The 25,003-nt window shown below is 69.7% G+C and carries 29 protein-coding genes; 11 read left to right on the top strand and 18 right to left on the bottom strand.

The window, feature by feature from the left end:
- Position 1 precedes the first annotated feature (1 nt).
- Genes tatC through lnt form a run of 3 tightly spaced genes read left to right on the top strand, consistent with a single transcriptional unit; the run spans position 2 to position 4,964 of the window.
- A complete protein-coding gene (tatC, locus tag D7I44_RS15680; protein ID WP_245979742.1) occupies positions 2–802 on the top strand; it encodes a twin-arginine translocase subunit TatC in 801 nt (266 codons plus the stop codon).
- Between the two features lie 22 nt (positions 803–824).
- The gene (locus tag D7I44_RS15675) at positions 825–3,257 is read left to right on the top strand and encodes a DEAD/DEAH box helicase (RefSeq protein ID WP_120790352.1); all 2,433 of its coding nucleotides are present in this window, start codon (positions 825–827) and stop codon (positions 3,255–3,257) included.
- Positions 3,258–3,269: 12 nt separating this feature from the next.
- Positions 3,270–4,964 carry an apolipoprotein N-acyltransferase gene (lnt, locus tag D7I44_RS15670; protein WP_120790351.1) on the top strand — a complete coding sequence of 565 codons (1,695 nt, stop codon included), beginning with the start codon at positions 3,270–3,272 and terminating at the stop codon, positions 4,962–4,964.
- On the opposite strand, the gene D7I44_RS15665 is transcribed toward lnt, so the two are convergent.
- From D7I44_RS15665 to D7I44_RS15650, 4 genes are all read right to left on the bottom strand, one after another.
- A complete protein-coding gene (locus tag D7I44_RS15665) occupies positions 4,925–5,287 on the bottom strand; it encodes an RNA polymerase-binding protein RbpA (RefSeq protein WP_120790350.1) in 363 nt (120 codons plus the stop codon). The two genes, lnt and D7I44_RS15665, sit on opposite strands and share 40 nt — an antisense overlap.
- A gap of 81 nt (positions 5,288–5,368) precedes the next feature.
- Positions 5,369–6,103, bottom strand: a complete 735-nt coding sequence (locus tag D7I44_RS15660) for a glycerophosphodiester phosphodiesterase family protein (protein ID WP_245979741.1) — start codon at positions 6,101–6,103, stop codon at positions 5,369–5,371.
- Between the two features lie 57 nt (positions 6,104–6,160).
- Positions 6,161–7,084 carry an SPFH domain-containing protein gene (locus D7I44_RS15655; RefSeq protein WP_120790348.1) on the bottom strand — a complete coding sequence of 308 codons (924 nt, stop codon included), beginning with the start codon at positions 7,082–7,084 and terminating at the stop codon, positions 6,161–6,163.
- Between the two features lie 23 nt (positions 7,085–7,107).
- Positions 7,108–7,551, bottom strand: a complete 444-nt coding sequence (locus tag D7I44_RS15650; protein WP_120790347.1) for an NfeD family protein — start codon at positions 7,549–7,551, stop codon at positions 7,108–7,110.
- 79 nt (positions 7,552–7,630) lie between these two features.
- On the opposite strand from D7I44_RS15650, the gene D7I44_RS15645 reads away from it, so the two are divergent.
- Both D7I44_RS15645 and D7I44_RS15640 read left to right on the top strand, forming a co-directional pair.
- Positions 7,631–8,395 (top strand): SDR family oxidoreductase, encoded by a 765-nt coding sequence (locus tag D7I44_RS15645; protein ID WP_120790346.1) that lies wholly within the window; start codon positions 7,631–7,633, stop codon positions 8,393–8,395.
- Positions 8,396–8,401: 6 nt separating this feature from the next.
- Positions 8,402–10,387: an alpha/beta hydrolase family protein gene (locus D7I44_RS15640; protein ID WP_120790345.1), complete on the top strand. Its 1,986-nt coding sequence runs from the start codon at positions 8,402–8,404 to the stop codon at positions 10,385–10,387.
- Positions 10,388–10,399: 12 nt separating this feature from the next.
- Here D7I44_RS15640 and D7I44_RS15635 read toward each other — a convergent pair whose 3' ends face one another.
- Positions 10,400–11,068 (bottom strand): VOC family protein, encoded by a 669-nt coding sequence (locus tag D7I44_RS15635; RefSeq protein ID WP_120790344.1) that lies wholly within the window; start codon positions 11,066–11,068, stop codon positions 10,400–10,402.
- 46 nt (positions 11,069–11,114) lie between these two features.
- Here D7I44_RS15635 and D7I44_RS15630 point away from each other — a divergent pair, with 46 nt between their 5' ends.
- Entirely contained in the window at positions 11,115–11,987 is an 873-nt protein-coding gene (locus tag D7I44_RS15630; protein ID WP_120790343.1) for an LLM class flavin-dependent oxidoreductase, read from the top strand.
- 1 nt (position 11,988) lies between these two features.
- On the opposite strand, the gene D7I44_RS15625 is transcribed toward D7I44_RS15630, so the two are convergent.
- The 3 genes from D7I44_RS15625 to D7I44_RS15615 all read right to left on the bottom strand — a co-directional run bounded on the left by D7I44_RS15625 (position 11,989) and on the right by D7I44_RS15615 (position 14,730).
- Positions 11,989–12,663, bottom strand: coding sequence for a TetR/AcrR family transcriptional regulator (locus D7I44_RS15625; protein ID WP_120790342.1), 675 nt, complete (start codon positions 12,661–12,663; stop codon positions 11,989–11,991).
- 34 nt (positions 12,664–12,697) lie between these two features.
- Positions 12,698–14,194: an MFS transporter gene (locus D7I44_RS15620; RefSeq protein ID WP_220093789.1), complete on the bottom strand. Its 1,497-nt coding sequence runs from the start codon at positions 14,192–14,194 to the stop codon at positions 12,698–12,700.
- A 161-nt stretch (positions 14,195–14,355) separates the two neighbouring features.
- Entirely contained in the window at positions 14,356–14,730 is a 375-nt protein-coding gene (locus D7I44_RS15615) for a VOC family protein (protein ID WP_120790341.1), read from the bottom strand.
- 187 nt (positions 14,731–14,917) lie between these two features.
- Between D7I44_RS15615 and D7I44_RS15610 the strand changes: the two genes are divergently transcribed.
- Both D7I44_RS15610 and D7I44_RS15605 read left to right on the top strand, forming a co-directional pair.
- On the top strand, positions 14,918–15,172 hold the full coding sequence (locus D7I44_RS15610) for a type II toxin-antitoxin system VapB family antitoxin (RefSeq protein WP_120790340.1): 255 nt from the start codon (positions 14,918–14,920) through the stop codon (positions 15,170–15,172).
- A gap of 3 nt (positions 15,173–15,175) precedes the next feature.
- Positions 15,176–15,574 (top strand): type II toxin-antitoxin system VapC family toxin, encoded by a 399-nt coding sequence (locus D7I44_RS15605; protein ID WP_120790339.1) that lies wholly within the window; start codon positions 15,176–15,178, stop codon positions 15,572–15,574.
- Positions 15,575–15,592: 18 nt separating this feature from the next.
- Here D7I44_RS15605 and D7I44_RS15600 read toward each other — a convergent pair whose 3' ends face one another.
- From D7I44_RS15600 to D7I44_RS15575, 6 genes are all read right to left on the bottom strand, one after another.
- A complete protein-coding gene (locus D7I44_RS15600) occupies positions 15,593–16,414 on the bottom strand; it encodes an LLM class F420-dependent oxidoreductase (RefSeq protein ID WP_120790338.1) in 822 nt (273 codons plus the stop codon).
- Between the two features lie 9 nt (positions 16,415–16,423).
- Positions 16,424–16,816, bottom strand: coding sequence for a VOC family protein (locus D7I44_RS15595; protein ID WP_220093788.1), 393 nt, complete (start codon positions 16,814–16,816; stop codon positions 16,424–16,426).
- A 168-nt stretch (positions 16,817–16,984) separates the two neighbouring features.
- Complete coding sequence (locus D7I44_RS15590; RefSeq protein ID WP_120790336.1) at positions 16,985–17,257, bottom strand: type II toxin-antitoxin system RelE family toxin; 273 nt, start codon at positions 17,255–17,257, stop codon at positions 16,985–16,987.
- On the bottom strand, positions 17,254–17,538 hold the full coding sequence (locus tag D7I44_RS15585) for a type II toxin-antitoxin system Phd/YefM family antitoxin (protein WP_120790335.1): 285 nt from the start codon (positions 17,536–17,538) through the stop codon (positions 17,254–17,256). The genes D7I44_RS15590 and D7I44_RS15585 overlap by 4 nt, the downstream gene beginning before the upstream one ends.
- 223 nt (positions 17,539–17,761) lie before the next feature.
- Complete coding sequence (locus D7I44_RS15580) at positions 17,762–18,238, bottom strand: DUF1801 domain-containing protein (protein ID WP_245979739.1); 477 nt, start codon at positions 18,236–18,238, stop codon at positions 17,762–17,764.
- A 46-nt stretch (positions 18,239–18,284) separates the two neighbouring features.
- Positions 18,285–19,016, bottom strand: a complete 732-nt coding sequence (locus D7I44_RS15575; protein ID WP_120790334.1) for an SDR family NAD(P)-dependent oxidoreductase — start codon at positions 19,014–19,016, stop codon at positions 18,285–18,287.
- 42 nt (positions 19,017–19,058) lie between these two features.
- Here D7I44_RS15575 and D7I44_RS15570 point away from each other — a divergent pair, with 42 nt between their 5' ends.
- Together D7I44_RS15570 and D7I44_RS15565 are read left to right on the top strand one after the other, a co-directional pair.
- Positions 19,059–19,757: an SDR family oxidoreductase gene (locus tag D7I44_RS15570; RefSeq protein ID WP_120790333.1), complete on the top strand. Its 699-nt coding sequence runs from the start codon at positions 19,059–19,061 to the stop codon at positions 19,755–19,757.
- A gap of 13 nt (positions 19,758–19,770) precedes the next feature.
- Positions 19,771–20,292 (top strand): GNAT family N-acetyltransferase, encoded by a 522-nt coding sequence (locus tag D7I44_RS15565; protein WP_245979738.1) that lies wholly within the window; start codon positions 19,771–19,773, stop codon positions 20,290–20,292.
- Here the strand turns inward: D7I44_RS15565 and D7I44_RS15560 are convergent.
- The gene (locus D7I44_RS15560) at positions 20,289–21,974 is read right to left on the bottom strand and encodes a cation:proton antiporter (protein WP_120790332.1); all 1,686 of its coding nucleotides are present in this window, start codon (positions 21,972–21,974) and stop codon (positions 20,289–20,291) included. The two genes, D7I44_RS15565 and D7I44_RS15560, sit on opposite strands and share 4 nt — an antisense overlap.
- A 25-nt stretch (positions 21,975–21,999) precedes the next feature.
- Here D7I44_RS15560 and D7I44_RS15555 point away from each other — a divergent pair, with 25 nt between their 5' ends.
- Positions 22,000–22,791, top strand: coding sequence for an alpha/beta fold hydrolase (locus tag D7I44_RS15555; protein ID WP_245979736.1), 792 nt, complete (start codon positions 22,000–22,002; stop codon positions 22,789–22,791).
- Here D7I44_RS15555 and D7I44_RS15550 read toward each other — a convergent pair.
- From D7I44_RS15550 to D7I44_RS15540, 3 genes are read right to left on the bottom strand one after another with little or no spacing between them, the layout of a single operon-like run.
- Positions 22,788–23,495, bottom strand: a complete 708-nt coding sequence (locus D7I44_RS15550; protein ID WP_162940323.1) for a hypothetical protein — start codon at positions 23,493–23,495, stop codon at positions 22,788–22,790. The two genes, D7I44_RS15555 and D7I44_RS15550, sit on opposite strands and share 4 nt — an antisense overlap.
- A 32-nt stretch (positions 23,496–23,527) precedes the next feature.
- Positions 23,528–24,376: a hypothetical protein gene (locus D7I44_RS15545; RefSeq protein ID WP_120790330.1), complete on the bottom strand. Its 849-nt coding sequence runs from the start codon at positions 24,374–24,376 to the stop codon at positions 23,528–23,530.
- Positions 24,376–24,963, bottom strand: a complete 588-nt coding sequence (locus tag D7I44_RS15540) for a sigma-70 family RNA polymerase sigma factor (RefSeq protein ID WP_120790329.1) — start codon at positions 24,961–24,963, stop codon at positions 24,376–24,378. The genes D7I44_RS15545 and D7I44_RS15540 overlap by 1 nt, the downstream gene beginning before the upstream one ends.
- Positions 24,964–25,003 lie beyond the last annotated feature (40 nt).

Here is a 25,003-nt window from a genome sequence, read left to right as displayed (position 1 = left end):
CGTGAGCGCCACTGCCACCAAGGCTGGGCGCGCCGCCAAAGATCCCGACGGGCGGATGTCGCTCGGTCAGCACCTGATCGAGCTTCGCAACCGTGCGATGATCGCCGCCATCGGGGTGATCGTGGCGGCGATCGGCGGGTGGTTCGTCGAGCCGTTCGTGTGGAGCGCCCTGACAGCTGTCATTCAGAACATGGCGACAGCGCAGAACGCGCATATCAACTTCCCGACCCTGACGGCGGCGTTCGACCTGCGGATGCAGCTGACGCTGTACATCGGCCTGGTCGCCTCGTCACCGCTGTGGCTGTACGAGATCTTCGCGTTCCTGACGCCGGGCCTGACGGGCAAAGAGAAGCGCTACATCTTCGGGTTCTTCTTCTCGGCCGTCCCGCTGTTCCTCGGCGGGTGCGCGTTCGGCTGGTACGTGACTCCGCACATCGTGACGCTGTTCGCGAGCTTCGCGCCGCACGACAACCTGACGATCCTGAACGCGAGCGACTACTTCACCTTCGTGCTGAAGCTCGTGCTGGCCGTCGGCGTCGCGTTCGTGACGCCGGTGTTCATCGTGCTGCTCAACATGATCGGCATCATCTCGGCCGCCGCGATCCTCAAGGCGTGGCGCTGGGCGATCCTCGGCTCGATCCTGTTCGCGGCGCTCGCGACCCCGTCGACCGACGTCGTCTCGATGATGCTGCTCGCCGTGCCGCTCGTTGTGCTGTACTTCGCGGCCGCAGGGTTCGCGTGGCTGCACGACCGGCGCAAGAACCGCGACGCGGAAGACCTCGACGCTGAACTCGCCACATAGCACCGCCACGTAGCATGAACGGGTGACCGACCAGCTCTCGCCGTCCGAGCGGTACGCGGCTTCGAAGACCCGCTCGCGCTCGCCTCGGCTCGACGAGTTCCGGTCGTTGCTGCGCTTCGATCTCGATCCGTTCCAGCTCGACGCCTGCGCGAGCCTCGAGGCGGGCCGCAGCGTGCTCGTCGCCGCGCCGACGGGGGCCGGAAAGACGGCGGTCGCGGAGTTCGCCGTGCACCTCGCGATGGCGACACCGCACCAGAAGGTGTTCTACACGGCGCCGATGAAAGCGCTGTCGAACCAGAAGTTCAACGAGCTCGTCGACCGCTACGGGCCGGAGGACGTCGGGCTGCTCACCGGCGACACCAACGTCAACTCGCGCGCGCGCATCGTCGTCATGACGACTGAGGTGCTGCGAAACATGCTGTACGCCGACTCGGACCTGCTGCCGGGACTCGCGTTCGTCGTGATGGACGAGGTGCACTACCTCGCGGACCGGTTCCGCGGCGCGGTGTGGGAGGAGGTCATCATCCACCTGCCGCAGCAGGTGCGCCTCGTCTCGCTGTCGGCGACGGTCAGCAACGCCGAGGAGTTCGGCGACTGGCTGCAGGCCGTGCGCGGCGACACCGACGTCGTGGTGTCCGAAGAGCGGCCGGTTCCCCTCGAGCAGCACGTGCTCGTGCGCTCGAAGCTCGTCGACCTCTTCGAGGGCGCCGGGCGGGATTCCGCGATCAAGGTGAATCCCGAGCTCGTGCAGCTCGCCCGAGCGGGCGGGCGCCCGTCCGGCGGGCGCGCAGCTTCCGATCGTGGCAGGCGGCACGGCGGCGGATTCGGCGGGCACGGATTCCGGCTCGATCGCTCCGAGGTCGTGAGCCTGCTCGACGGGCGCCGGCTGCTGCCTGCGATCTTCTTCGTGTTCAGTCGCAACGGGTGCGACCAGGCGGTGCAGCAGGTGCTGCGCGCAGGCATCCGCCTCACCGAGCAGTGGGAGCGCGAGGAGATCCGCCAGGTCGTCGAGGAGCGCACCCGCACGCTGCTCGACGAGGACCTCGCGGTCCTCGGCTACTGGGAGTGGCTCGAGGGGCTGCAGCGGGGTGTCGCCGCGCATCACGCGGGCCTGCTGCCCGCCTTCAAAGAGGTCGTCGAGGAGCTCTTCCAGCGCAAGCTCGTCAAGGTCGTGTTCGCCACAGAGACCCTCGCGCTCGGCATCAACATGCCCGCGCGCACGGTCGTGCTCGAGAAGCTCGAGAAGTTCAACGGCGAGGCGCGCGTGCCGATCACGCCGGGGGAGTACACCCAGCTGACCGGCCGCGCCGGTCGCCGCGGCATCGACGTCGAGGGGCACTCCGTCATCCAATGGGTCGACGGGCTCGACCCGCAGGCGGTCGCCGCCCTCGCCTCCCGCCGCTCCTACCCGCTGAACTCCAGCTTCCGGCCGACCTACAACATGGCCGTGAACCTGATCGAGCAGTTCGGGCGCGAGCGCACCCGCGAGATCCTCGAGTCGTCGTTCGCGCAGTTCCAGGCCGACCGCGCCGTCGTCGACCTGGCGCGCGCGGTGCGCAAGCGCGAGGAGTCGCTCGCGGGCTACGCCGATGCGATGACATGTCACCTCGGCGACTTCGCCGAGTATGCGGCGATCCGCCGCGAGGTGACCGACCTCGAGAAGCAGAACTCCAAGATGCAGGGGCAGTCGGCCGCGGCGAAGACGCGGGTGCAGCGTGAGCTCGCCGATCTCCGGCAGCGGATGCGCCGGCATCCGTGCCACGGTTGCGCCGAGCGCGAGCAGCACGCCCGCTGGGCCGAGCGGTGGTGGCGTCTCAAGCGCGAGACCGATCAGCTGAACTCGCAGATCCGCAGCCGCACCGGCGCCGTGGCCCGCGTGTTCGACCGGGTCAGCGAGGTACTGATCGCGATCGACTACCTGCACGTCGGCGAGGACGGGCAGGTGCGCCTGACTTCGGACGGCAAGCGACTGCGGCGCATCTACGGCGAGCGCGACCTGCTCGTCGCGGAGAGCCTGCGGCACGGCCTGTGGGACGGGCTGGACGCCCCGAGCCTCGCCGCCATGGCGTGCGCGCTGGTCTTCGAGCCGCGCCGCGACGAGGTGAACCCGCCGGAGCACCTGCTGCCCAAGGGCCGCTTCCGCGAGGCGCTCGACAAGACCCAGACGCTGTGGGCCGAGCTCGACGACCTCGAGCGCGAGAACCGGCTTCCGGGCAGCGACCCGCTGTCGGTGGGGCTCGCTCCGGCGATGCACGCCTGGGCGCGGGGGCAGGCGCTCGAGCGCGTGCTCGACCAGGCAGAGCTCGCGGCGGGCGACTTCGTGCGCTGGGCGAAGCAGACCATCGACCTGCTCGACCAGCTGTCGATCGTCGCCGACGGCGAGCTCGGGCGCACGGCGCGGCAGGCGCTCGACGCGGTACGTCGCGGCATCGTCGCGTACTCGAGCGTGGGCTAGCAGGGGCGACGGATGCTGCGGAAGATCGATTCGCCGCCCGGCGGCGTGTCGCCGTCGGCACCCCGGCGTGTCGCGCGGAATCCCTTCCGCACGGACGGGGCGGCGTCTGCAGACCGCCTGCGCGGCCTCCCATTGTGGGCGGCGCTGCTCTGCGCCGCCGCCGGGGGAGTGCTCTTCGACGGCGCGTTCCCCGACCACTACTGGTGGCCGCTCGTGTTCCCGGGCGTCGCCCTGCTGCTGCTCGCGCAGCAGGGCCGTGGCGCCTGGAGCGCCCTGCTCGTCGGCTTCGTCGGCGGCCTCGCGTTCTACGTCTCCGACATCTACTGGACGGCGCTCTACCTCGGCCCCATCCCGTGGCTCGCGCTGTCGATCACCGAGTCGGCGTTCTGGGCGCTCGCAGCGCTGCTCTTCACGCTCGCATACCGTTGGGTGCCGCGCGCACTGCCCGGCGTCTTCGGCCGGGTCGTCGCGCTGCCGCTCATCATCGCCGGGCTGTGGACGCTGCGCGAGCTGCAGACCAACCACTGGCCGTTCACGGGTTTCGCCTGGGGCCGGGTCGCGTATTCGCAGTCCGAGAGCCCGTTCACGCACCTGGTCGCCTGGGTCGGGGTGGCGGGGCTCACCTTCCTGCTGGTCTGGCTCTCGGCGCTCGCGCTCGCGTGCGCACAGGAGGCAGGGCTGCGCAGGGCGACCCGGGCGTTCATCCCTGTCGTCGCGGCGCTGGCCCTGGCATCCGTGCCCATCTGGCCGAGCGCCGCGCATGGCACGACCCGGGTCGCCGCGGTGCAGGGCGACGGGCCGGCCGGCTACTTCGACCCGAAGAACGTGTACGGCGCCGTCGAGGACGCGCAGGTCGACGCGACGGTGCCGCTGATCGGCAAGGGGCCGTTCAGCATGGTCGTGTGGCCGGAGGGCGCGGCCAGCGCGAACCCGCTCGAAGACGCGCACAGCGCGAGCGTGCTGAGCGCGCTCTCGAACACCCTCAGCGCCCCGCTCGTCGTCGGCGCCATCACGGAGGATGGCAGGAAGACCTTCAACTCCTCGCTGCTGTGGGACGGCACGAAGGGCAAGACCGCCCAGTACGACAAGCAGCTTCCCGTGCCGTTCGGCGAGTACATCCCGTACCGCACGGTCTTCCACGCGATCGCGCCGGCGCTCGTCGACCTCGTGCAGCGCGACTACACGCCGGGTACGCGGCCGAACGTCTTCGACATCCGCGGCATCAAGGCCGGCATCTCGATCTGCTTCGACATCATCGACGACCGGCAGATCCCGCAGATGATCGACGGGGGAGCCCAGCTCATCCTCGCGCAGACCAACAACGCCGACTTCGGGCAGACGGAGGAGAACGTGCAGCAGCTGGCCATCGCCCGCATGCGTGCCGTCGAGGCCGACCGCTCGGTCGTGAACATCTCGACCGTCGGGACGAGCCAGGTGATCGCGCCCGACGGGCGCACGATCGCATCGATCCCGGCGTACAAGCCGGGGCGACTGGTCGCAGACGTGCCGCTGTCGAGCGGCGTGACACCTGCGATCATCATCGGCTCGGGTGTCGAGGCCGGCGCGGCGACGCTGGGAGCGGCAGGGCTGATCGGATGCTTCGTGCTGGTGCTCCGCGACAGAAAAGGCCGGGCCCTTTCGGACCCGGCCTTGACCGAAGTGCGCTCTTATACGTTCGCGTCCTGGCCGCGGCGCGAGCGCAGGTAGGTGAGGCGCTCCTGCAGGAGCTCCTCGAGCTCCGCCTCTGTGCGACGCTCAAGCAGCATGTCCCAGTGGCTGCGCGGGGCCTTGGCCTCCGCGCGGTCCACCTCGACCGGCTTGTCGTCGACCAGCAGCGTCGCCTCCTGGCCGCAGTACCGGCACTCCCAGGTGTCTGGGGCATCGGCCTCTGCGGCGAACACCATGGTCGTCTCGCGACCGCAGCTCGCACACGCGTAGGTGTGGCTCGCGCGCGGCGAGAAGGCGACGCCCTCTTCGCTCTGCAGGCTCTGAGCACCGAGCCTCATTCCACGTAGGCTTCGATCTGCCATTCGGGACTCCTCCACGCTCGATACGAATTCATGAGGTCCAACGCATTCGCGTTCCCGGTGCTTCCCAGTGAAGCGGCAGACTCAGGGGTTTGCCAGGTCCTTGACAACACTCACAGCGAGATCGACGCGATCTGTCACGATTCCGTCGACGCCCAGCGCGATCAGTCGCCGCATCGCCGCCGCGTCGTTCACGACCCAGACGTGAACCTCGGCCCCCGCGCGGTGCACCGCGTCGATGAAGCGTGGCGTGACGACCGAGAGCGGCCCCTGGCGCTCCGGCACCTGCACGGCATCGACGCCGGCCAGGGCGGCGCGCACGAGGAAGCCCAGGCCGAGGCGCGCGCCGACGAGCGCCCAGATCACACCGCGCTGCGATGCAGAGGTCGCGGCGGCGTGCGATCCGCCGAGCGCAGCGAGCGTTGCCCGGCGGGTGGCGTCGTCGAAGCTCGTGATGAGCACCCGGCGGGTGGCGCCGGCGCCGAGAACCGCGCCGGCCACGGCATCCGCCGCCGCCCTTGCCTTCACGTCGATGTTGAAGCGCGCGTCGGGGAATGCCTCGAGCGCTTCGGCGAGCGTCGAATACGACTGCCCGTGGCCCAGGTCGACCTTCGCCAGCTCGGCGCCGGTGAGCTGCGCGATGCGCGCCTCGCGCCCGGCGAGCCGCTTCAGGTCGGGGTCGTGGCTCACGACCGCGACCCCGTCGGCCGAGACGTGCACGTCGGTCTCGATGTACGGCGCGCCGGCCGCAAGCGCCGCCGCGAAAGCGAGCAGCGTGTTCTCGGGAGCGCTGGTCGCAAGACCGCGATGCGCGAGCACGCGCGGGCGCGGCGGTGCGAAGTAACCGCTGTCGCGGCCGGTCGTTGGGCTCAGGAGCTACTCCGCAGGTGGAGCCGCAGGTGCGCCTGCGCCGGGCAGCTTCGCGCCGAACGCCGAACTGAAGCCCTCGAGCGCCTTGGTGAGCTCGGCCGGGATCATCCACACCTTGTTCGCCTGCCCGTTGGCGATCAGCGGCAGGGTCTGCAGGTACTGGTAGGCGAGGAGCAGGTCGTCGGGCTTGCCTTCGTGGATCGCGGTGAAGACGGTGTCGATCGCCTTCGCCTCTCCCTCTGCGCGCAGCACGGCGGCCTGCTTGTCGCCCTCTGCCTTGAGGATCGCGGCCTGCTTGAAGCCTTCCGCGTTGAGGATCTCGGACTGCTTCGTGCCCTCTGCGGTCAGGATCGCGGCGCGCCGGTTGCGCTCTGCGCGCATCTGCTGCTCCATCGAGTCCTTGATCGAGGCGGGCGGGTCGATCGACTTGAGCTCGACACGGCCGACGCGGATGCCCCACTTGCCCGTTGCCTCGTCGAGCACGATGCGCAGCTGCGAGTTGATGTTGTCGCGGCTGGTCAGCACCTCTTCGAGGTTGAGACCGCCGACGACGTTACGGAGCGTGGTGGTGGTCAGCTGCTCGACCGCGGCGAGGTAATTGGCGATCTCGTAGGTGGCCGCGCGGGCGTCCGTCACCTGGAAGTAGATGACGGTGTCGATCGAGACGACCAGGTTGTCCTCGGTGATCACGGGCTGGGGCGGGAACGACACGACCTGCTCGCGAAGGTCGATGAGCGGCCGCAGGCGGTCGACGTAGGGAACCAGCAGGTTCAGGCCCGGCAGGAGCGTCTTGTGGTACCGGCCGAGCCGCTCGACGACGCCCGCGCGCGCCTGCGGCACGATTCGGATCGCCCGGAAGAGAGTCACGATCACGAAGATGATGACGATGATGACGACGATCACCACGATGATGGCGCCTACTTCGTCCATTTTTCCCCCTTTGTTGTTCCGGGTTATTCCGGCGCGATGACGACGGATGCGCCGTCGACAGCCAGCACGCGCACCTCGGCGCCCGGCGGGATGATCGCTGCGCCGCCCTCCGGTACGCGGGCGCTCCAGGTCTCGCCGTTCGCGAGCTTGACCTGACCGCCGGTCTGCGTCACCTGAAGCAGCACGCGGCCGGTCGTTCCGACGATCGCGTCGATGTTGCTCTTGGTCGGGTCGCCGCTGCGCTCGAGCAGATGCAGCAGCCGCGGCCGCAACAGGAACGTGCCGAGCACGGCGATCGCCGCGGCGATGACCGTCGCGAGCCACCAGGGCGCGCCGAGCAGATCGGCGATCAGGCCGCCGAGCGCACCCAGCGCGAGCAGCATGAACTCGATCTCGGCCGTGAGCATCGCGATCACGACGAAGACGATGATCAGCGCGGCCCAGATGATCCACTCGAAGCCGCCCATGAACCTCACCCTAGCGGCGTTGGTAGGGTCAGTGGGGGCTTTTATCGACCCTGATTCGCACCCCCATTAGGAGTTCCTCGTGACCAACCCCCTCGCCCCCGGATCGCTCGCAGGAAAACGTGTGCTCGTCACGGGCTCGAGCCGGGGCATCGGCGCCGACACCGTCGGGTACCTCGCCGCGGCGGGCGCGAAGGTCGTCATCAACTACCGCAACAAGGCGGCACGAGCCGAGAAGCTGGCGGCGCAGCTCGCTGAGAACGGCACGGAGGCGCTCGTGATCGCGGCGGACCTGACCGATCCGGCATCCCTCGCCGCCATGTTCGCGCAGGTGCAGCAGGAGTGGGGCGGCCTCGACGTGCTCGTGCTGAACGCCTCCGGCGGCATGGAGACCGGCATGGGCGCGGACTACGCCCTGCGCCTCAACCGCGACGCGCAGGTCTCGGTGCTCGAGGCGGCACTGCCGCTGCTGGGGCAGGGCGGCCGGGTGGTGTTCGTGACGAGCCACCAGGCGCACTTCATCCGCACCACACCGACCATGCCGGAGTACGAGGCGGTCGCGACGTCCAAGCGCGCCGGCGAGGACGCGCTGCGCGAGCGGATTCCGGAACTCGAATCCCGCGGCATCGACTTCGTCGTCGTCTCCGGCGACATGATCGAGGGCACGATCACCGCCACCCTGCTCAACCGCCTCAACCCGGGCGCCATCGACGCGCGCCGCCAGTCGGCCGGCAAGCTCTACAACGTGTCGGAGTTCGCCGCAGAGGTCGCTCTCGCCGCGGTCGACCCGGTGCCCGCAGACCACACCCGCCTGGTCGGCGACACGAGCGACTTCGCCGGCGAGTAGACGCGGATGAAGCCGGCCGACCTTCCCCTGATCAACACGGTCTCCGCGCCGTCGCTCCACCCGGGCGGCGGTCGCGCCGTCGTCGCGGTCACCCGGCCCGACCTCGACGCGGACAGCTATGTCGGTCAGCTCTGGGTCGTGCCGCTGTCCGACGATGCGGCTGCGTTCCGGCTCACGCGCGGCTTCCGCGACACCGCTCCGCGGTTCTCACCGGACGGCGGGCTGATCGCCTTCCTGCGCGCAACCCCCAGCGGCCCCGCGCAGCTCTATGTCGTCGCCGCCGACGGCGGCGAGCCGGTGCAGGTCACCGACCGCAAGCTGGGCGTCGGCGCGTTCGCCTGGTCGCCCGACGGCGCGCATCTCGCGTTCTCGAGCCGCGAGCCCGAGGCGGGCCGCTACGGCACGGTCGAAGGAGTGGGGCCGGATGCCGAGCGCGCGCGTCGCTTCGACGGCTATCACCGCACGTCGAACGGTCTCGGCTACTACCTGGACCGGCCGAACCTGCTGTTCGTCGCTCCGACCCCCGACGTGCGGGCCGAGCCGCTCGTGCAGCCCGTCGGCTCGGACGCCGGGCCGGCTGAGCCACGGCCGCTCGTCGCCGAGCCGCTCCGCATCTCGCGGCACGAGGTCGATCACGGCGACTTCGCATTCTCGCCGGACGGGCGGATCCTCGCGGCCGTGGCCGCCGTGCACGCCACTCGCGATGAGGACCTGCGCTCGAGTGTCGTACTGCTTCCGATCGAGGGCGACGCCGAGGCCGTCGACGCCACCATCACGTATGGCGACCTCTCTGTCGACTCGGTCGAATACGGCCCCGACGGCCGCCTCTTCTTCGTCGCGAGCGAGGTGGGGGCACAGGGCGTCGACTTCGTCGGCCGCAACTCCTCGCTCTATGTGATCAGCGCACCCGGCGCCCGTCCCCAGCGGCTCACCGACCCCGCGCAGCACGACCTCGGCGCGAACAGGGTCATCGTGCCGCTGGCCGACGGATCGGTGCTCACCGACGAGGGCTCGCGGGGGACCCACCAGCTCGTGCGCGTCGGCACCGAAGGGTCGGTCACAGCGCTCACCTCGGGTGACGTCGAGGTGAGCGGGGCGGATGCCGCAGGCGGCACGATCGTGGTCGGGTGCTCGCACCCGGGCAGCTACGGCGATGTCGCCGTGGTCGAGGACGGCCGTCTGCGGACGCTCACGGATTTCTCGGCGGCGCTGCGTGCGCGGGGGATCGTGACACCCGTCGAGCTGACGGTGCCAGGAAACGACGGCTACCCCGTACACGGCTGGATCGCCGTGCCAGAGGGCGACGGCCCGCACCCGGTGCTCCTGATGATCCACGGCGGCCCGTTCGCCGAATACGGCGTGCACTTGTTCGACGAGACGCAAGTGCTCGCGGCCGCCGGCTATGCGGTGGTGTACTGCAATCCGCGGGGGAGTCGCACCTATGGCGAGAGCCATGGGCGCAGCATCCGCCAAGCAATGGGCACGGTCGACCTCGATGACGTGCTCGCCTTCCTCGACGGCGCGGTCGCGGCCGATGCGCGCCTCGACGGCTCGCGCACGGGAATCCTCGGCGGCTCGTACGGCGGCTATCTGACCGCCTGGGCGATCGCGCACGAGCACCGCTTCGCCGGGGCCGTCGTCGAGCGCGGCTACCTCGACCCCGAGTACTTCGTGGGCACAAGCGACATCGGCTGGTTCTTCAGCGGACAGTACGTCGGCGACGACCCCGAACGCATCGCGGCGCAAAGCCCACAGGCCGTGGTCGACCGGGTGACGACGCCGACGCTGGTGCTGCACTCCGAGCAGGATCTGCGCTGCCCGCTGGGGCAGGCCGAGCGCTACTACCACTCGCTCAAGCGCAACGGGGTCGAGACCGAACTGGTCGTCTTCCCCGGCGAGAACCACGAGCTGAGTCGTGGAGGCAGGCCGCGCCACCGTGTGCAGCGGTTCGAGATCATCCTCGACTGGTGGCAGCGGCACCTGCCTGTGTGAGCCGGGCGTGCGCTACCAGCCGCTGAACGTGTCCGGCCAGGGGGCGACGTCGACTTCGTTGCCCTCCGGGTCCGCGAGGGTCCACCACTCTGGGCCGTTGTCGAGAACGACGGTGCCGCCTGCGGCGAGTGCCGCCTCAATGCGAGCGGGCGCGAGGTCGGCCGGAACGTAGAGGTCGACGTGGATGCGGTTGCGCTGAGGGCGGGGCTCGTCCATCTGCTGGAACCAGACGTTCGGGCCGACGGCGCCGGGGCCTCCCACGTCCTCGTCGCCGAACAGCTCGTAGCCGAGGACGGCAGCCCAGAACGGCCGCACCTTCGGGATGTCGAGCGCGTCGATCGCGATCTGCATGGCCTGCACCTTGGTCGGATCGGCTGTGATGCCGAGTTCGCGCGCCGCGTGCGAGATCTGCGCCGCCAGGGCGCTGTCGCGTTCGCTGAGCACCCAGCCCTGCTCCATCACCTCATGGGTGAGCAGGCGCACCGTCACACCGCCGTAGCGGAGCTCGACGTCGGGGTGGTGGTTCGCCGCCTCCGCCAGCTCGCCGATGCGATCGACGAGCGCGACGCCCGTCGCGAAGGAACCGGTCACGAAGTGCGCCGCAGCACCCGTGGACAGCACACGCCAGTCCTCGACCCCTGGCGCGGCGTGGAACCGCTGAGACGTGATGACCTCGACCATGGCCGCAGGCTACGCGGGTATCGGGGGTGCGCTCTAGCCTCAAGTCATGACCTCACTCGGTGTGATCTTCCAGCCATGGTCCCCGCCCGAACGGCTCCGCGAGACGGCCGTCGCGGCCGAGCGTGCAGGGCTCGACGAGCTCTGGGTGTGGGAGGACTGCTTCAAAGAGAGCGGCGTGACCTCGCTCGTCGTCGCGCTCACGACGACCGAGCGACTGCGGGTCGGCGTCGGCATCCTGCCGATGCCCCTGCGCAACGTCGCAGTGCTCGCGATGGAGGCCGCGATGATCCAGCGGCTGTTCGCCGGCCGTGCCCGGTTCGGCGTCGGCCACGGCGTGCTGGACTGGATGGGGCAGGTAGGCGCCAGAGTCGCCTCGCCGCTCACGCTGATGCGCGAGTACGTGCCGGCGCTGCGACGGCTGCTCTCGGGTGAGGAGGTGACGGCGGCGGGCCGCTACGTGAACCTCGACCGGGTGAAGCTCGACTGGCCGCCGGCGGTGCCGGTGCCGGTGCTCGCCGCGGCTGAGGGCCCGAAGACGACGGCGCTCGTCGGCGAGGTCGCCGACGGGCTGGTTCTCACCGGCGGCTGGAGCGCCGACATGGTGCGTGACAGCGTGACACGGGCCCGGGCTGCGCGATCCGCTGCCGGGGTCGAGGGCGCTTTCGAGGTGGCGGTATTCCTCATGACCGATTTCGGAGAGGGCGCCGCCGAGCGGATGGAGGCGGAGTTCGACCGCTGGGAGTTCACCGGGGAGCGACGCTATGCCGCGCTGGGCTCGGTGGAAGAGGTCACCGCGACGGTGCGCGAGGTGTTCGACGCCGGGGCGACCTCGGTGCTGCTGCAGTCGCGCACCGACTCCGACGACATCGAGGGCTTCGTCGCGAACGCAGGCAGGGTGCGCGAGCTGCTGCTGCGCTGAGTCAGTGCTTCTTGGCGACCGCGAACGCCGCGTCGAGCTCGTCGAGGTCGAGCGCGCGCTCGGGCAGCGCGCCGCAGGCCGTGTTGCGCAGCCCGTCGAGCAGCAGCCACAGGTAGCGCTTCCAGACGGGCCGGTCGACCGCTTCGCTCGCGAGGAACGTGGAGCCCATCATGAGCAGGATGGCGGCGATGTCTGTGGGGGAGGCGTCTGCACGCAGGCATCCGCCCGCCTTCGCCCGCTCGACGAGCGCCGTGACGGGCTCGAACAGCGCCTCGCGCATCGTCTCGGTCTTGCCGTCGACGTGCATGGGGTGCTCGCCCATGGTGCCGGCCGTCATGATCTCGTACAGCCCGCGGTCTTTGGCGTGCTTCGTGACCGTCGTCTCGACGAAGCTCACGAGCGCGTCCCACGGGTCGTCGACGTCGAGCGCGTCGCGCGCCGACTCGACCATCTGCTCGAGGTCGTCGGCGAAGATCGCCGCGGCGAGCTCCTGCTTGTTGGCGAAATGCCGGTACGCGGTCCCGACGCCGACGCCTGCGCGATGGGCGATCTCGTCGAGCGTGGCCTCGAGACCGCGCGACGCGAACACCTCGCGGCCCGCGTCGACAAGGGCGCTGCGGTTGCGGGCCGCATCGCGCCGAAGCGGCCGGGTAGGGGAATCAGCGGTGCTCGTCACACCGTCCTCCTTTCCGGCCGCTTCGTCGCATGCCTTATGCGTGAATCATCGCAGGCTCGCCTGAGGAGTGGACGAACTCCTCCGGCACGCCGCGGCGCAGCACGATCGCGGTGACGAGCGCGCCGCCCGCGAAGATCGCGGCCGCCAGCCAGAATGCCACGTGATAGCCGTTGATCGCCGCCTGCGCCTGCACACCCAGCTGGGCGGCCTTGGTGGTGGCGTGCGCGATGTGGTCGGCGATGTATGCGGTGATCGTGGTCGTCGCGATGGTGTTGAGCAACGCCGTGCCGATCGAGCCGCCGACCTGCTGCACCGTGTTGACGGTGGCCGAGCCGACGCCGGCGTCTTCGTCGCGGAGGCGGAGCGTCGAGATGCTCATCGCGATCGCGAACAGCGTTCCCATGCCGAGTCCGAGCAGGATCAGACCGGGGAGCACGTCCTGGGCGTAGTGCCCGACGACGCCGATGCGGGTGAAGGTCGCGAGCCCGATCGCGCCGAGCAGCATGCCGACCGGAACGAGGACCTTCGGGCTCACGCGACGCTGCAGGCGCGGCATGATCAGCGCCGCGGTCAGGACGATCGCGCCCGGCAGCGGCAGGAACGCCACTCCCGTCTTGACGGCGCTGTAGCCGAGGTTCGACTGCAGGTAGTAGGTCATGAACAGGAAGACGCCGAACATGCCGGTGGTCGCGAGGAACATGGCGATCAGGCCGCCGCCGCGGTTGCGGTCCAACACGATGCGCAGGGGGAGCAGCGCATGCTTGGAGCGCGCCTCGATGAAGACGAAGGCGATCAGCAGGATGCCGGAGGCGATCAGGAATCCGATCGTCTTGCCGTCGCCCCAGCCGTCGGTGTCGGCGAGTGAGAACCCGTAGACCAGCGCGAACAGGCCCGCCGTGATCGTGACGGCGCCCGGCAGGTCGAGCTTCGGGCGGTGCTGGCTGGCCGAGTGGCGCAGCAGCACGAAAGCGCCGATCAGCGCCGGGATCGCGAAGAAGATGTTCACGAACATCGTCGCGCGCCACGAGAAGTACTCGGTCAGCACGCCGCCGAGCAGCAGGCCGAGCGCCGCACCGCCGCCGCCGATGGCACCGAAGATGCCGAAGGCGCGGCCGCGCTCCTTGCCGTCGACGAACGTCGTGGTGAGGATCGCGAGGACGGCGGGCGCGAGGATCGCGCCGAAGGCGCCCTGGATGACGCGGGCAGTGACGAGCATCTCGAAGTTCGTGGCGAGGCCGCCGAATGCGGAGGCCAGCGCGAAGCCCGCGAGGCCGATGATGAGCGCCCACTTGCGGCCGAACAGGTCGGCGAGACGGCCGGCGAACAGCAGCAGGCTGCCGAACGCGAGGGTGTAGCCGGTGATGATCCACTGCCGGTCGTTGTCGCTGAAGGCGAGGGCCTTCTGCGCGGTCGGCAGGGCGATGTTGACGACGGTGGAGTCAAGGATGACCATGAGCTGGCTGAGCGCCAGGACGACGAGGATGACCCAGCGACGCGAGTGGTGATGCTCAGCGTGCGGGTCCGCGGCCACGATGGGCGCGGTAGCGGTAGCGGACAAAGGGGCTCCCGAGATAGTGAACCGGATTCGGAGAGAAGTACTCCGGTTACTGTACGTCGAAAACGGAACCCTTACCTCCGGATTGGCTGGGTGTCCGGTTTCGCGCTCGTGAACGGCAGGGGAGCGGTGATGTTTCAGGCCTCCAGGCGCGGGCGCAGCAGGCAGAACTCGTTGCCATCGGGGTCCTGCAGGACGTGCCAGGATTCCTCGCCGGTCCGCCCGATGTCGGCCGGGCGGGCGCCGATCGACAGAAGGCGCTCGAGCTCGGCGTCCTGATCCCGATCCGTCGGATTCAGGTCGATGTGCAGCCGCAGCCGCTCGGGCCGCGGGTCCGAGCTTCTGACGAAGAACAGGGTCGGCTGCAGGCCGCCGAAGCCTTCAGCGGGCCCCACTTCGGCGAAGCCGTCGCCGCGGTCGATCACCGTGAAGCCCAGCACCTCGGCCCAGAAATCCGCGAGCCCCTGCGGGTCTTCCGACTTGATCACCAGTTCAGAGAAACGGGATGCCATGGGGGAACGGTACCCGCCGCTGGCGCATCCGGGTGGGTCGCGCTCGACAGGCTCGTCGGCCATTCCAGCGGCCGCCCGGTGTGCGAGAACTATCTCGTCAAGGACGCGGGCGACAGCCCTTGGGCGATGCCGAATTGAGCATCGATTCTTCCTCTCGAGAAAGATTTCTTCCTGGTACGGTGGATGTGTGGCGCTCAACATCAAGGATCCGGATACGGACCGCCTCGCGCGCGAACTCGCCGCGGCGACGGGGGAGTCCATCACAGTGGCCGCTCGGGTCGCGCTTGAAGAAAGGCTGGCGCGAGTTCGCGCACGCACCAATGCGAGTCTTCAAGCTGCCGATCTCGACGCGATCATCGAACGCGGGCGGGCACGAAAGGTTATCGACGCCCGGTCTGCGAACGAGATCCTCGGTTACGACGAGCACGGACTTCCGGCCTGACCGATGGCGATTGCAATCGATACGTCAGCGCTCATTGCAGTGATTTTCGGCGAACCGGATGCGTCGAGCATCGCGCGCACGATGCTCGCGAACGCGGGGGACTGCTCCCTCAGTGCCGCGACCCTCGTTGAGGCTTCGATCGTCGTCGAGGCGAAGCAGGGACCGGCAGCCACGCAGGATCTGCAGTTGCTGATCGAGCGGATCGGCGCAGAAATCATGCCGGTCGACGCACAGACCGCCGCGACTGCGATTTCGGCCTGGAGACGATTCGGCAAAGGCAGGCACCGCGCCGGGCTCAATTTCGGCGACTGCTTCGCATACGCACTGTCCAAGAACTCCGGATTGCCGCTGCTCTTCAAGGGCGACGACTTCACCCAAACAGACATCGCGCAGGCCGGCTGACCGCCTCAGCGGCAAGCGTCAGGCGTTTCGCTCGTCGCGCCAGGCGAGCAGGTCGCGGATCGGGCCCACGTCCCACGTCGGCGCCTCGAGGCCGACGGTGAACAGCCGCGTCCCGACGGCGTAAAGCTTCTCGGCGGAGGCGGGGTAGTCGGCGAGGTCCTCGGGGAAGCGGCCGGGCCTCGGGCTCACGCCCGCCGATCGCTCGATCTCACCCGGGTCGCGGCCGATCTTCGCACACCACTCGTCGAGCACGGCGTGCTTGCGGGCGATCGTCTCGGCGTCGCCGAAGGAGTGCCAGATGCTCGCGTGCTCGGCCGCGATGCGCAGCGTCACCTTCTCACCGCCGCCGCCGATCAGGATCGGAATGTCGCGCGTGGGCCGCGGGTTCAGCTTTCCCCAACGCGCGCGGATGCCGGGCAGGTCGTCGCGCAGCTTGCGCAGCCGGTCGGGGGCTGTGCCGAACTCGTAGCCGTATTCGTCGTAGTCGCGCTCGAACCAGCCGGCGCCGATGCCGAGGATCAGCCGGCCCTCGCCGCCCTTGGCGCTGATGTGGTCGACGGTGCGCGCCATGTCGGCGAGCAGGTTCGGGTTCCGGTATCCGTCGGATGAGACGAGCGCGCCGATCTCGATGCGCTCGGTCGCCTCAGCCCAGGCCGCCAGCATCGTCCACGACTCGAAATGCGCGCCGTCAGGGTCGCCGGACAGCGGGAAGAAATGATCCCAGTTGAACAGCACGTCGGCGCCGAGCTCTTCGACGAGCGCCGCAGCTTTGCGGATCTCGGCGTAGCTCGCGTGCTGCGGCTTGATCTGGACGGCGATGCGGATGGGTCGCTCTGACATGGTCCGAGCCTATGAGGCAACGCCGCTCAGGGGAGGCGGCTCGATCAGGTCCCAGAGCATTCCGGCGGGGTCCTCGAACAAAGCGACGGTGCCGTATGCCTCATGCCGGGGCTCTTCCCGGAACACGATGCCGAATTCGAGCATGCGCTTGTGCTGCGCCATGAAATCGTCGGTCTCCAGGAAGAACGCGACGTCCTCGCCGGCTTGGCGCCCGATTTGCTCCGTGGCCGTGGGGACTAGCACGAACCCTGTGCCGCCGTCTGCGGGCCCGACCACGACCCGCCGCCAGCCGCCGTCGAAGGTCTCGTCTTGCCGCACCACAAAGCCCAGCGCGTCAACGAAGAACCGGATGCCGTCATCCAGGTCACGGACCAAGTAAGTCGCATTCTGCAAACGAATCACCATGCGACCGTATGCGAGCCCTGTTTCACGGGAGTGAACGCTCGCCAGAGCGGCTGTTGTGGGTCGGAAATGCCGCCACAGAACGGGCTGCCAAAGAGATCAGCTCGGCAGCGGCCTGAGCCTGAACATGAGGATGCCGTCATCGTCGATCACAACCCTCCCACGCGGTCAACGGCGATAGGCGTCGCGACGGTGAGCGATTGAGACGACCTCGACGAGAAGCCGGTCTCCAACGATCCGGTAGAGCACGCGGTACTCGCCGCGGCGGGCCGAGTACAGGGGTGCCAACGGTTCCCTTAAGGGCTTGCCCACCCGGTGTGGGTTTTCGCGCAGAGCGCCCATGATGAACTCGAACGCCGCCGCCGCCACTTTCTCTGGCAAGTCCTGTTCCAACGCGCGCCGGGCTGCACGCGTGAAGACGACCTCGTAGAGGTCGCTCACCGAGAAAGCCGACCGCGCGCGATCATCGCTTCCCGCACTTCCTCTGCGGTCGAGACCTCTCCCGCGACCAGATCGGCCAGTCCCTGGCGGATCGCCTCGACCTCATCGGGACGGCTGAGGATATCGACGGTTTCCAACAGTGCGTCATAGTCGTCGGCGCTCAGCAGCACGGCGGCGCGGGCGCCGTTACGGGTCACCTCGAAACGCTCATGCGTGGTGATGGCCGACTCGATCAGCTTGGAGAAGTTCGCGCGGGCATCCGCTACAGAAAGCGTTGTCATGTACACAATTATAGCGTTGTGACGCGCGTGCGAGGCAGCTGACGGATGCCGGATCCCACAACTCGACGACGTATTCGCTGCGGTAATCGCCGCCGATGAGCAGGTGCTCGCCGCATTGTCGACCGACGATCGCGCGGACCTGACGCGAATCCTTGGCGGTTGGATCCGAAGCTCCGGCTTGGACTTCTCCGCTCCTCAATAACTTCCGATAATGCCAGTTATGTCAAGAAGCGGATCTCGCCGCTCTCCCCTTCTTGCCACCGACGCCTGGCACCGACGTGATCTGCGTCATCCATGCGGCGAGCTGAGCCTCATCGATGTCGTCGAGCGACGCGAGCTCCACGCCCCGGGTCGCCTTGCCCATTCCCACCGGCGTCACCGGCGGCACCGGGTCGAGCGTCACCCCGTTGATGAACATCAGCTTGACGTGGGACGCGAAGCCGCCGCAGCTGAAGCACCAGCCGTCGCCGACGCCGTAGTAGGCCATCCCCCACTTCACCGAGCGCTGGAGCCTTGGCAGCGTCGTGGCTGCCAGCGCATCGACCGCCTCGGCGATGCCGCGCTGCGGCTGCGGCAGGCTCGCAAGGTAGGCGAAGACGGGCTTGTCGCCGACAGCGGCCTTCGCCGGGCTCGCCTTTCCAGTCATCGCCTCAGGCAGCTGGAACGCCGCCCGCCTCGAGCCTTCCTCATTGCTGGCCATGTTGGAGCGTAGCGCTCGGCCGCGCCTGCGGCACGCCGAAGACGGGTCAGCCGACGATCTCGCCGTCGGCGAAGACGACGCCGCTCGCGCCGCCCTCGGGCAGCGTCGCGGCCTGGGCGATCCAGGCGGCAGCGACCGACGGCGGCACGTCCTCTTCGTCGGTGCCGAGCTCGGGGTGCGTGTCGGCCCGGCCCGGGTCGACCGAGTTGACGAGCACCTTGGTGTCGCGGAAGGCCGCGGCGAGAATCTGCGTGAGGTAGTTCAGCGTGTGCTTCGCGAAGGAGTACGCCGGGGCACCCACGTCGCCGGGGTTCTGCGGCAAAGAGGCGATCTGCTGGTACGCGCCGCTCGACAGATTGACGACGCGCGCCGCCGGCGCGGCCTCGAGCACGCCGCGCAGCGCGACGGTGAGCAGCCACGGACCGATGACGTCGACGTCGAACGCCGCCTTCACATGCTCGATCGAGACGTCGAGGGCGGAATCAACGCCCATATCGGGAAAAACGCTCGCGTTGTTGATGAGGGCGTCGAGGTGGCCGTGGTCGACGCGGATCCGTTCGGCGACGCGCGCGAACTCGGTCGGGTCGCCGAGGTCGAGGCGGTAGCCCTCTGCGCTGAAGCCCGCCTCGCGCAGCGACTGCGCCTGTTCCTCGGACTGCGCGTCGCTGCGTGAGGTGACGATGATGTGGAAGCCCAGCTCGGCGAGCGCCTGAGCGGTGGCCATGCCCAGTCCGTTGGCACGCCCGGCGCCGGTGACGAGTGCGACCTTCTGGGTCATGTTGGCTCCTCTTTCGGTTGCTGGAACCCATACTCTCGTGGAATGAGCGGCATCCAGGCATCCGATCGTCTGCCCGTCGCGCTCGTGACGGGCGCCACACGGGGAATCGGGCGCGCGATCGCGCTCGAATTGGGGCACACGCACCACGTGCTGATCGGCGGACGCAATGCGGATGCCACAGCCGAGGTGGCGGCGCAGCTGCCGTCGGCCGAGCCGTATGTCGCCGATCTCGCGGCGGGCGGGCTGCCGCCCCTCCCCCAGCGGCTCGACGTGCTCGTGCACTCGGCCGGCGTCGAAGAGGGCGGCCGCATCGGCGACACCGACCGCGCGACCTGGGAGCGCGTGTTCGCCACCAACGTCTTCGCCGTCGCCGAGCTGACCCGCCTCGCACTGCCGGCGTTGCGCGCGGCCCATGGCATCGTCGTCACGATCAACAGCGGATCGGGGTTCAACTCGGGGCCGGGCGGTGGGGTCTACGCCGCCTCCAAGTTCGCGTTGCGGGCCTTCGCCGACGCGCTGCGGGAGGAGGAGCGCGCGGGTGGTGTGCGGGTCTCGAGCGTGCACCCCGGCCGCACCGACTCGGACATGCAGCGGGCGCTCACGGCGAAGCTCGGCGAGGACTACGACACCGAGTTCTTCCTGGCGCCCGAAGACGTCGCCGCCGCCGTACGACTCGTCGTCGACCTGCCCCCTCGCGGCACGGTCGAGACGCTCTCGGTGCGGCCGACCCGGCGGCGCTGAATACCATCGCATCGTGACCTCTGCAGAAACAGACGCTCCCGCCCGCATCGGCGATGCCGTGCTGCGCCGCGCGCAGCCCGGCGATGAGGCGGGCATCCTCGCGTGCATCCAAGCACTCGCCGACTACGAGCATGAGCCGGATGCCGTGAAGAACACGCCTGAGGCGCTCGCCGCCGCGCTGTTCGGCGAGGTGCCCTCGGTGTTCGCGCACGTCGTCGAGAGGGGCGGCGAGATCGTGGCGATCGCGATCTGGTTCCTCAACTACTCGACGTGGAACGGCACGAACGGCATCTACCTCGAGGACCTGTTCGTCAAGGAATCCGAGCGGCGCAGCGGCTTCGGCCGTGCGCTGCTGCAACGGCTCGCCGCCATCGCGGTCGAGCGCGGGTACGAACGATTCGAGTGGTCCGTGCTCGACTGGAACACGCCGTCGATCGCGTTCTACCGATCGATCGGTGCGATCGGCATGGACGAGTGGACCGTGCAGCGCGTCTCGGGCGATGCCCTGACCGCGCTCGCCGCGCCGCGCGGCTAAGCCGCATCCGGCCCGTTCGTCAGCTCGCTGCGCAGCTCGATCGAGATCTCGGTCGCGTCGAGATTGGTGAGCGCGCTCGCCAGCAGATCGGCATCGAACGTGCCGCTGTCGCGAGCGTCGAGCAGCGCCGCGCGCTGCGCGGTGATGACCGCGAGGCGGTGAGTGCGTGCGGCGTCGAAGCGCGCGGCATCCGGCTCGCCTTCAAGCTTCGGCAGCCCGGGCACGCTCTCGGCGCTCGTGCGCAGGATGTCGAAGATGCTCTTCCGCTCGGCGTCGGCCTGCTCCTTCTGGGTGGCAGCGTCGACCTTCGGCGCGAGCCATTTGAGCAGCCAGCCGACGGTGCCGCCCTGCACGAGCAGCGAGAGCGCGGCGACCGTGAACGCGATCAGCACCAGCATCGAGCGCATCGGAGTGCCGTCGGGCAGCGACTGCGCCGCCGCGACGGTCACCGCGCCGCGCATGCCCGCCCACACGACGACCGTGCCCTCGCGCCAGCCGAGCGGCTGACGGCGGAAGTAGTCGATGTCGGCGAGCATCTGCGTGATGCGGCGGCCGACGCGCTCGAACTGCCGCTCTGAGGCCGGCCGGCCGAGCGCCTTGGCCCGGTCGATCGCCTCGAGCCGCCCGGTGGGCGTGCTGATCTTGTCCTGCATGGTGAGCAGGCGCTCCTGCGTCTGCTCACCGCGCTCGCGGCGGCGTCCGAGCACTCCGAGCAGCGGCGCGACGTAGGCGGCGCGCACCACGATGGTCAGGCCGAGCGCTGCGGCCGCGATCAGCACGGCCGCGAGCACGCCGGCATGATCGCGCTGCACGCCCACGACGATCTCTCTGATCTGGATGCCCATGGTGAGGAACACCGCGCCCTCGAGCACCAGCTCGACCGTGCGCCAGTTCTGCGAGTCCGACAGCCGGTTCTGCGGCGACAGATCGCGGGGCGCGCGGATGCCGGTGACGAGTCCCGCCACAACGGCGGCCACGAGCCCAGAGGCCTGCAACGCCTCCACCGGCACCGACGCGAGGAACGGGATGGTGAACGAGATCAGGGTGTTGACCGTCGGCTCCGTGACGCGCTTGCGCACGAACAGACCGAGCCAGCCGACGGCCCAGCCGATCACCACCGCGACGACCACCGAGTACGCGAACGTGCCGACCGCGCCCCAGAACGAGAACGCGGCCGCGGTTGCGACGATCGCCGTGCGCAGCAGCACGAGGGCGGTGGCGTCATTGAGCAGGCTCTCGCCGTCGAGCAGCGCGACGACGCGCTTCGACACCGGGGTCTTCTTGATGATCGACGTCGCGACGGCATCCGTCGGGCTCACGATCGCGCCGAGCGCGACGCCCCAGGCGAACCCGAGCCCCGGCACGACGAGGGCGAAGAACGCGCCGAGCACGAGCGCGCTGCCCACGACGAGGATCACCGACAGTCCGCTGATCGCGCCGAACTCGCGCCGGAAGTTCATCGCCGGCATCGACACCGCCGACGAGTACAGCAGCGGCGGCAGTACCCCGGCGAGAATCAGCTCCGGCTCGATGTGCACGTCGGCGAACACGGGAAGGAAGCTCGCCGCGACGCCGACGGCGACGAGCACGAGCGGCGCGGCGATGCCGAGGCGCGGGCCGAACACGCTCGCCCCGGCGATCGCCACGAAGGCGGCCACCATCACGATCAGCAGTTCGGTCACGCCTCAAGAGTGGCATGATCGCCGCGTGGGGCTCACGCACTCAGCAGACGGCACACCGATCGCGTTCGAGACGGCGGGCGGCGGGCGCCCCGTCGTCATCGTGAACGGTGCGTTCTCGACGGGCCGCGATGCGGCGGCGATCGCCGCCGAACTGGCGCAGAACGGATTCCTCGCCGTGACCTACGACCGGCGTGCCCGCGCCGGCAGCGGCGACACCAAGCCCTACTCCCCCGAGCGCGAGGCAGAGGACCTTGCGGCGGTGATCGCCGAGGTCGGCGGCAGCGCGGCGGTGCTCGGCCACTCCTCCGGCGCGGTGCTGGCGCTGTTCGCGGCATCCGTCGGCGTGCCCGTCGACCACCTGTTCCTGTCGGAGCCGCCGTTCCATTTCGGCGAGGACGAGCCTCCCGCCGACCTGCCGGAGCGCTTGCAGGGGCTGGTCGACGCGGGTCGCCCGGCCGACGCGGTCACGACCTTCCAGCTCGAGGGCATCGGCCTACCGCCCGCCGGCGTCGATCAGATCAGGCAGAGTGCGATGTTCGCCGCGCTCACCGCGCTCGCGCAGTCGACGGTCTACGACGCGGCGCTCACGCGCGAGCTGTCGAGCCCGACGCCCGCCATGCTGACCGCCGCGCCTGCCGTCGTGCTCTGCGGCGTCGACACCTTCCCGTTCCTGAGCGCCGCAGCCGAGCGGCTCGCAGGGCTGATGCCCGGCGCCGAGCTCGTCATCGTGCCCGAATCGGTCGGGCACCGTGTCGAGCCGGTGGCCACGGCTCGCATCATCGCAGCGCGACTCGGTGGCGCAGCGCGCGAACTCTAGCGAGTGACCGCCGTCACGATCCCGAGCACGAGGAACACGCCTCCGGCGATCAGGAGGCCCCAGGTCACGAGCGGCCGCAGATCGCGCTTGAGCAGCCGCGCATAGGACCGGTTTACGCGGGTGGCCACGCCGGGCATCCGTCGCCAGACATAGCCAGCAGCCAGATACGGGCCGACGACGGCCGCGATGAACACGGCGAAGCCGACGACCTGAAGCGTGAGATGCGGGGTCGCGCCCGAGATCACACGCCCGGTGACGTACATCGTCACGGGCGGCCACACGCCGATCGCCGTGTTCGCGAAGCCGACGCCGATCATCGCCTGCGGGTGCTGCTCACGCACGTGCACCTCAGCAGGCACGTGCGGCCGCCTGGGCCGCCGCGCGAACCACGCGAACACCAGACCTCCGATGATCAGCACGGCGCCGGCGATGAAGTCGACGACCGCCTGCACGAGCAGGCGTGCGACCTGGCCGCTCAGCGCCTGGGCGAGCGTGGTGGGGTCGAAAGTGCGGAAGGCGAGCAGCAGAACGGTCGCGCTGAGCGCCATGCCGATGGTCAGGAAGACGATCGGGCGCCGCGGACTGCCGCCGCGCGCCAGCAGGTGCAGGGTGACGCCGTACAGCGGCGGGCTGAAGCCGTAGGTGAGCCCGAGCAGCACGAGGCTGACGAGCGCACCGAGCAACCGCGCCAGTTCACCGCTCACTCCCCGATCGTAGGGTCAGCGGCGGGCCGGGCTCAGCCCCCGCGCCGCGCGCTCTCGGTGGGCGACGGGAGCGGCTGCGGCGGCTGCGTGGGTTGGCGCGGTGCAGGTGCGGTCGTATGGGCCGCAGGCGAGGGCGGCGACGGATGCCCGTGGCCGACGTGGCCCGGCTGCGGGCCACGCACCGGTGCTGTGCCGCCACCGCCCGCGGGCGAGACAGTAGAGGTGGGGGTCGGAGACGACGTCGGAGCGGCGTGGGCCGCCGGGGCGTCGCTCGGAGCGGGGTAGTACGTCGGGGCCGGGGCCGCCGACCACCAGCTGCCCCGCGAGGAATGGGGCGTCCAGGCCGTCCGCGACCAGGTCGAACCGCCCGTCGCCGACGGGCCGTAGCCGACATCGGGTGCCCGGTCACCGCTGGCACCGGCGGGGCTCAGATCAGTCTCCGCCGTCGGAGCGCGGCGGTCATCGCCCGCGGTCGGCGCCGGCGCCCGGCGGCTGGAGTCGGGGTCGGCCGCACGCGGCGGATCTGCGGTCGGCGAGGCGACCGCCTGGTCGGCGTCGGCCGGAAGCACGATCGGCGCGACTCCGACGACGAAGCGCTGCACCGGCTCAGGCAGTCGGTCGGTGGCCGCCGCGCTCAGGCCGCCGCCCGCGGCGACCACGATCGAGACCCCCAACGAGATGCCCCACAGCCCGCCACGGCGCCGCAGGCGGCGGCCACTGCCGCTTGCGGCGCCGCGCGGGGCGATCTCGTCGACCGCGGCCACGATACCGGCGAGGACGGTTACGGCGTGATCGGCTCCGGAATCCGCAGCGCCTGCGGCGATCGCGTCGAGCAGCGCGTCGTCCGCCTCGATCTGCGTCACACCGTCTTCCGGGGTCATCACGCCCCCTTCGCCGTGCTGTCGGTGCCGGGGGCGCCTCCGAGCCCGGCGCGCAGGCTCGCCAGCGCTCGATGCTGGATGACACGCACATTCGCCGCCGTGGTGCCGAGCGCCTCGCCGACTTCTTCTGCACTGAGCTCCGCGACGACGCGCAGCAGCAGCACGTCGCGGTGGCGGTCGGGAAGACCGTCGAGGTGGGCGAGCAGCCCGCGCAGCGCGTCGTCGCGCTCGGCCTGCTCGAGCGGGCCGGGCACGGTCGAGCCCACATCGGGGATGTCCGCGACCGCGACCTCGGGGCGGCGACCACGCGCGCGTTGCGACATCAGCACCTTGTGGGATGCGATGCCGAAGACGAACGATGTGAATCTGCCCGAATCGCCGTCGAATCGGGGCAGGGCTTCCGTCAGCGCCACGCACGTCTCCTGCGTCACGTCTTCTGCTTCCTCTCGGGTCCCGATGCGCGCCATTGCGTATCGGAAGATGCGACCGCGCACCTGGCGGATGACATCGCTCACCGCGGCTGCGTCGCCGGCCTGCGCCCGACTGACCAACCCCGACAGCTCGTCTCCCCCGTCTGCCTGTCGCATCGTCGCCTATTGTCCCCCGTAAGGGGGGTCTGCAATCAAG

Source organism: Gryllotalpicola protaetiae, assembly GCF_003627055.1.
Lineage (GTDB): Bacteria > Actinomycetota > Actinomycetes > Actinomycetales > Microbacteriaceae > Gryllotalpicola > Gryllotalpicola protaetiae.
The sequence above is the reverse complement of the archived record's forward strand: the minus strand, read 5'-3'. Positions and strand labels throughout refer to the sequence as shown.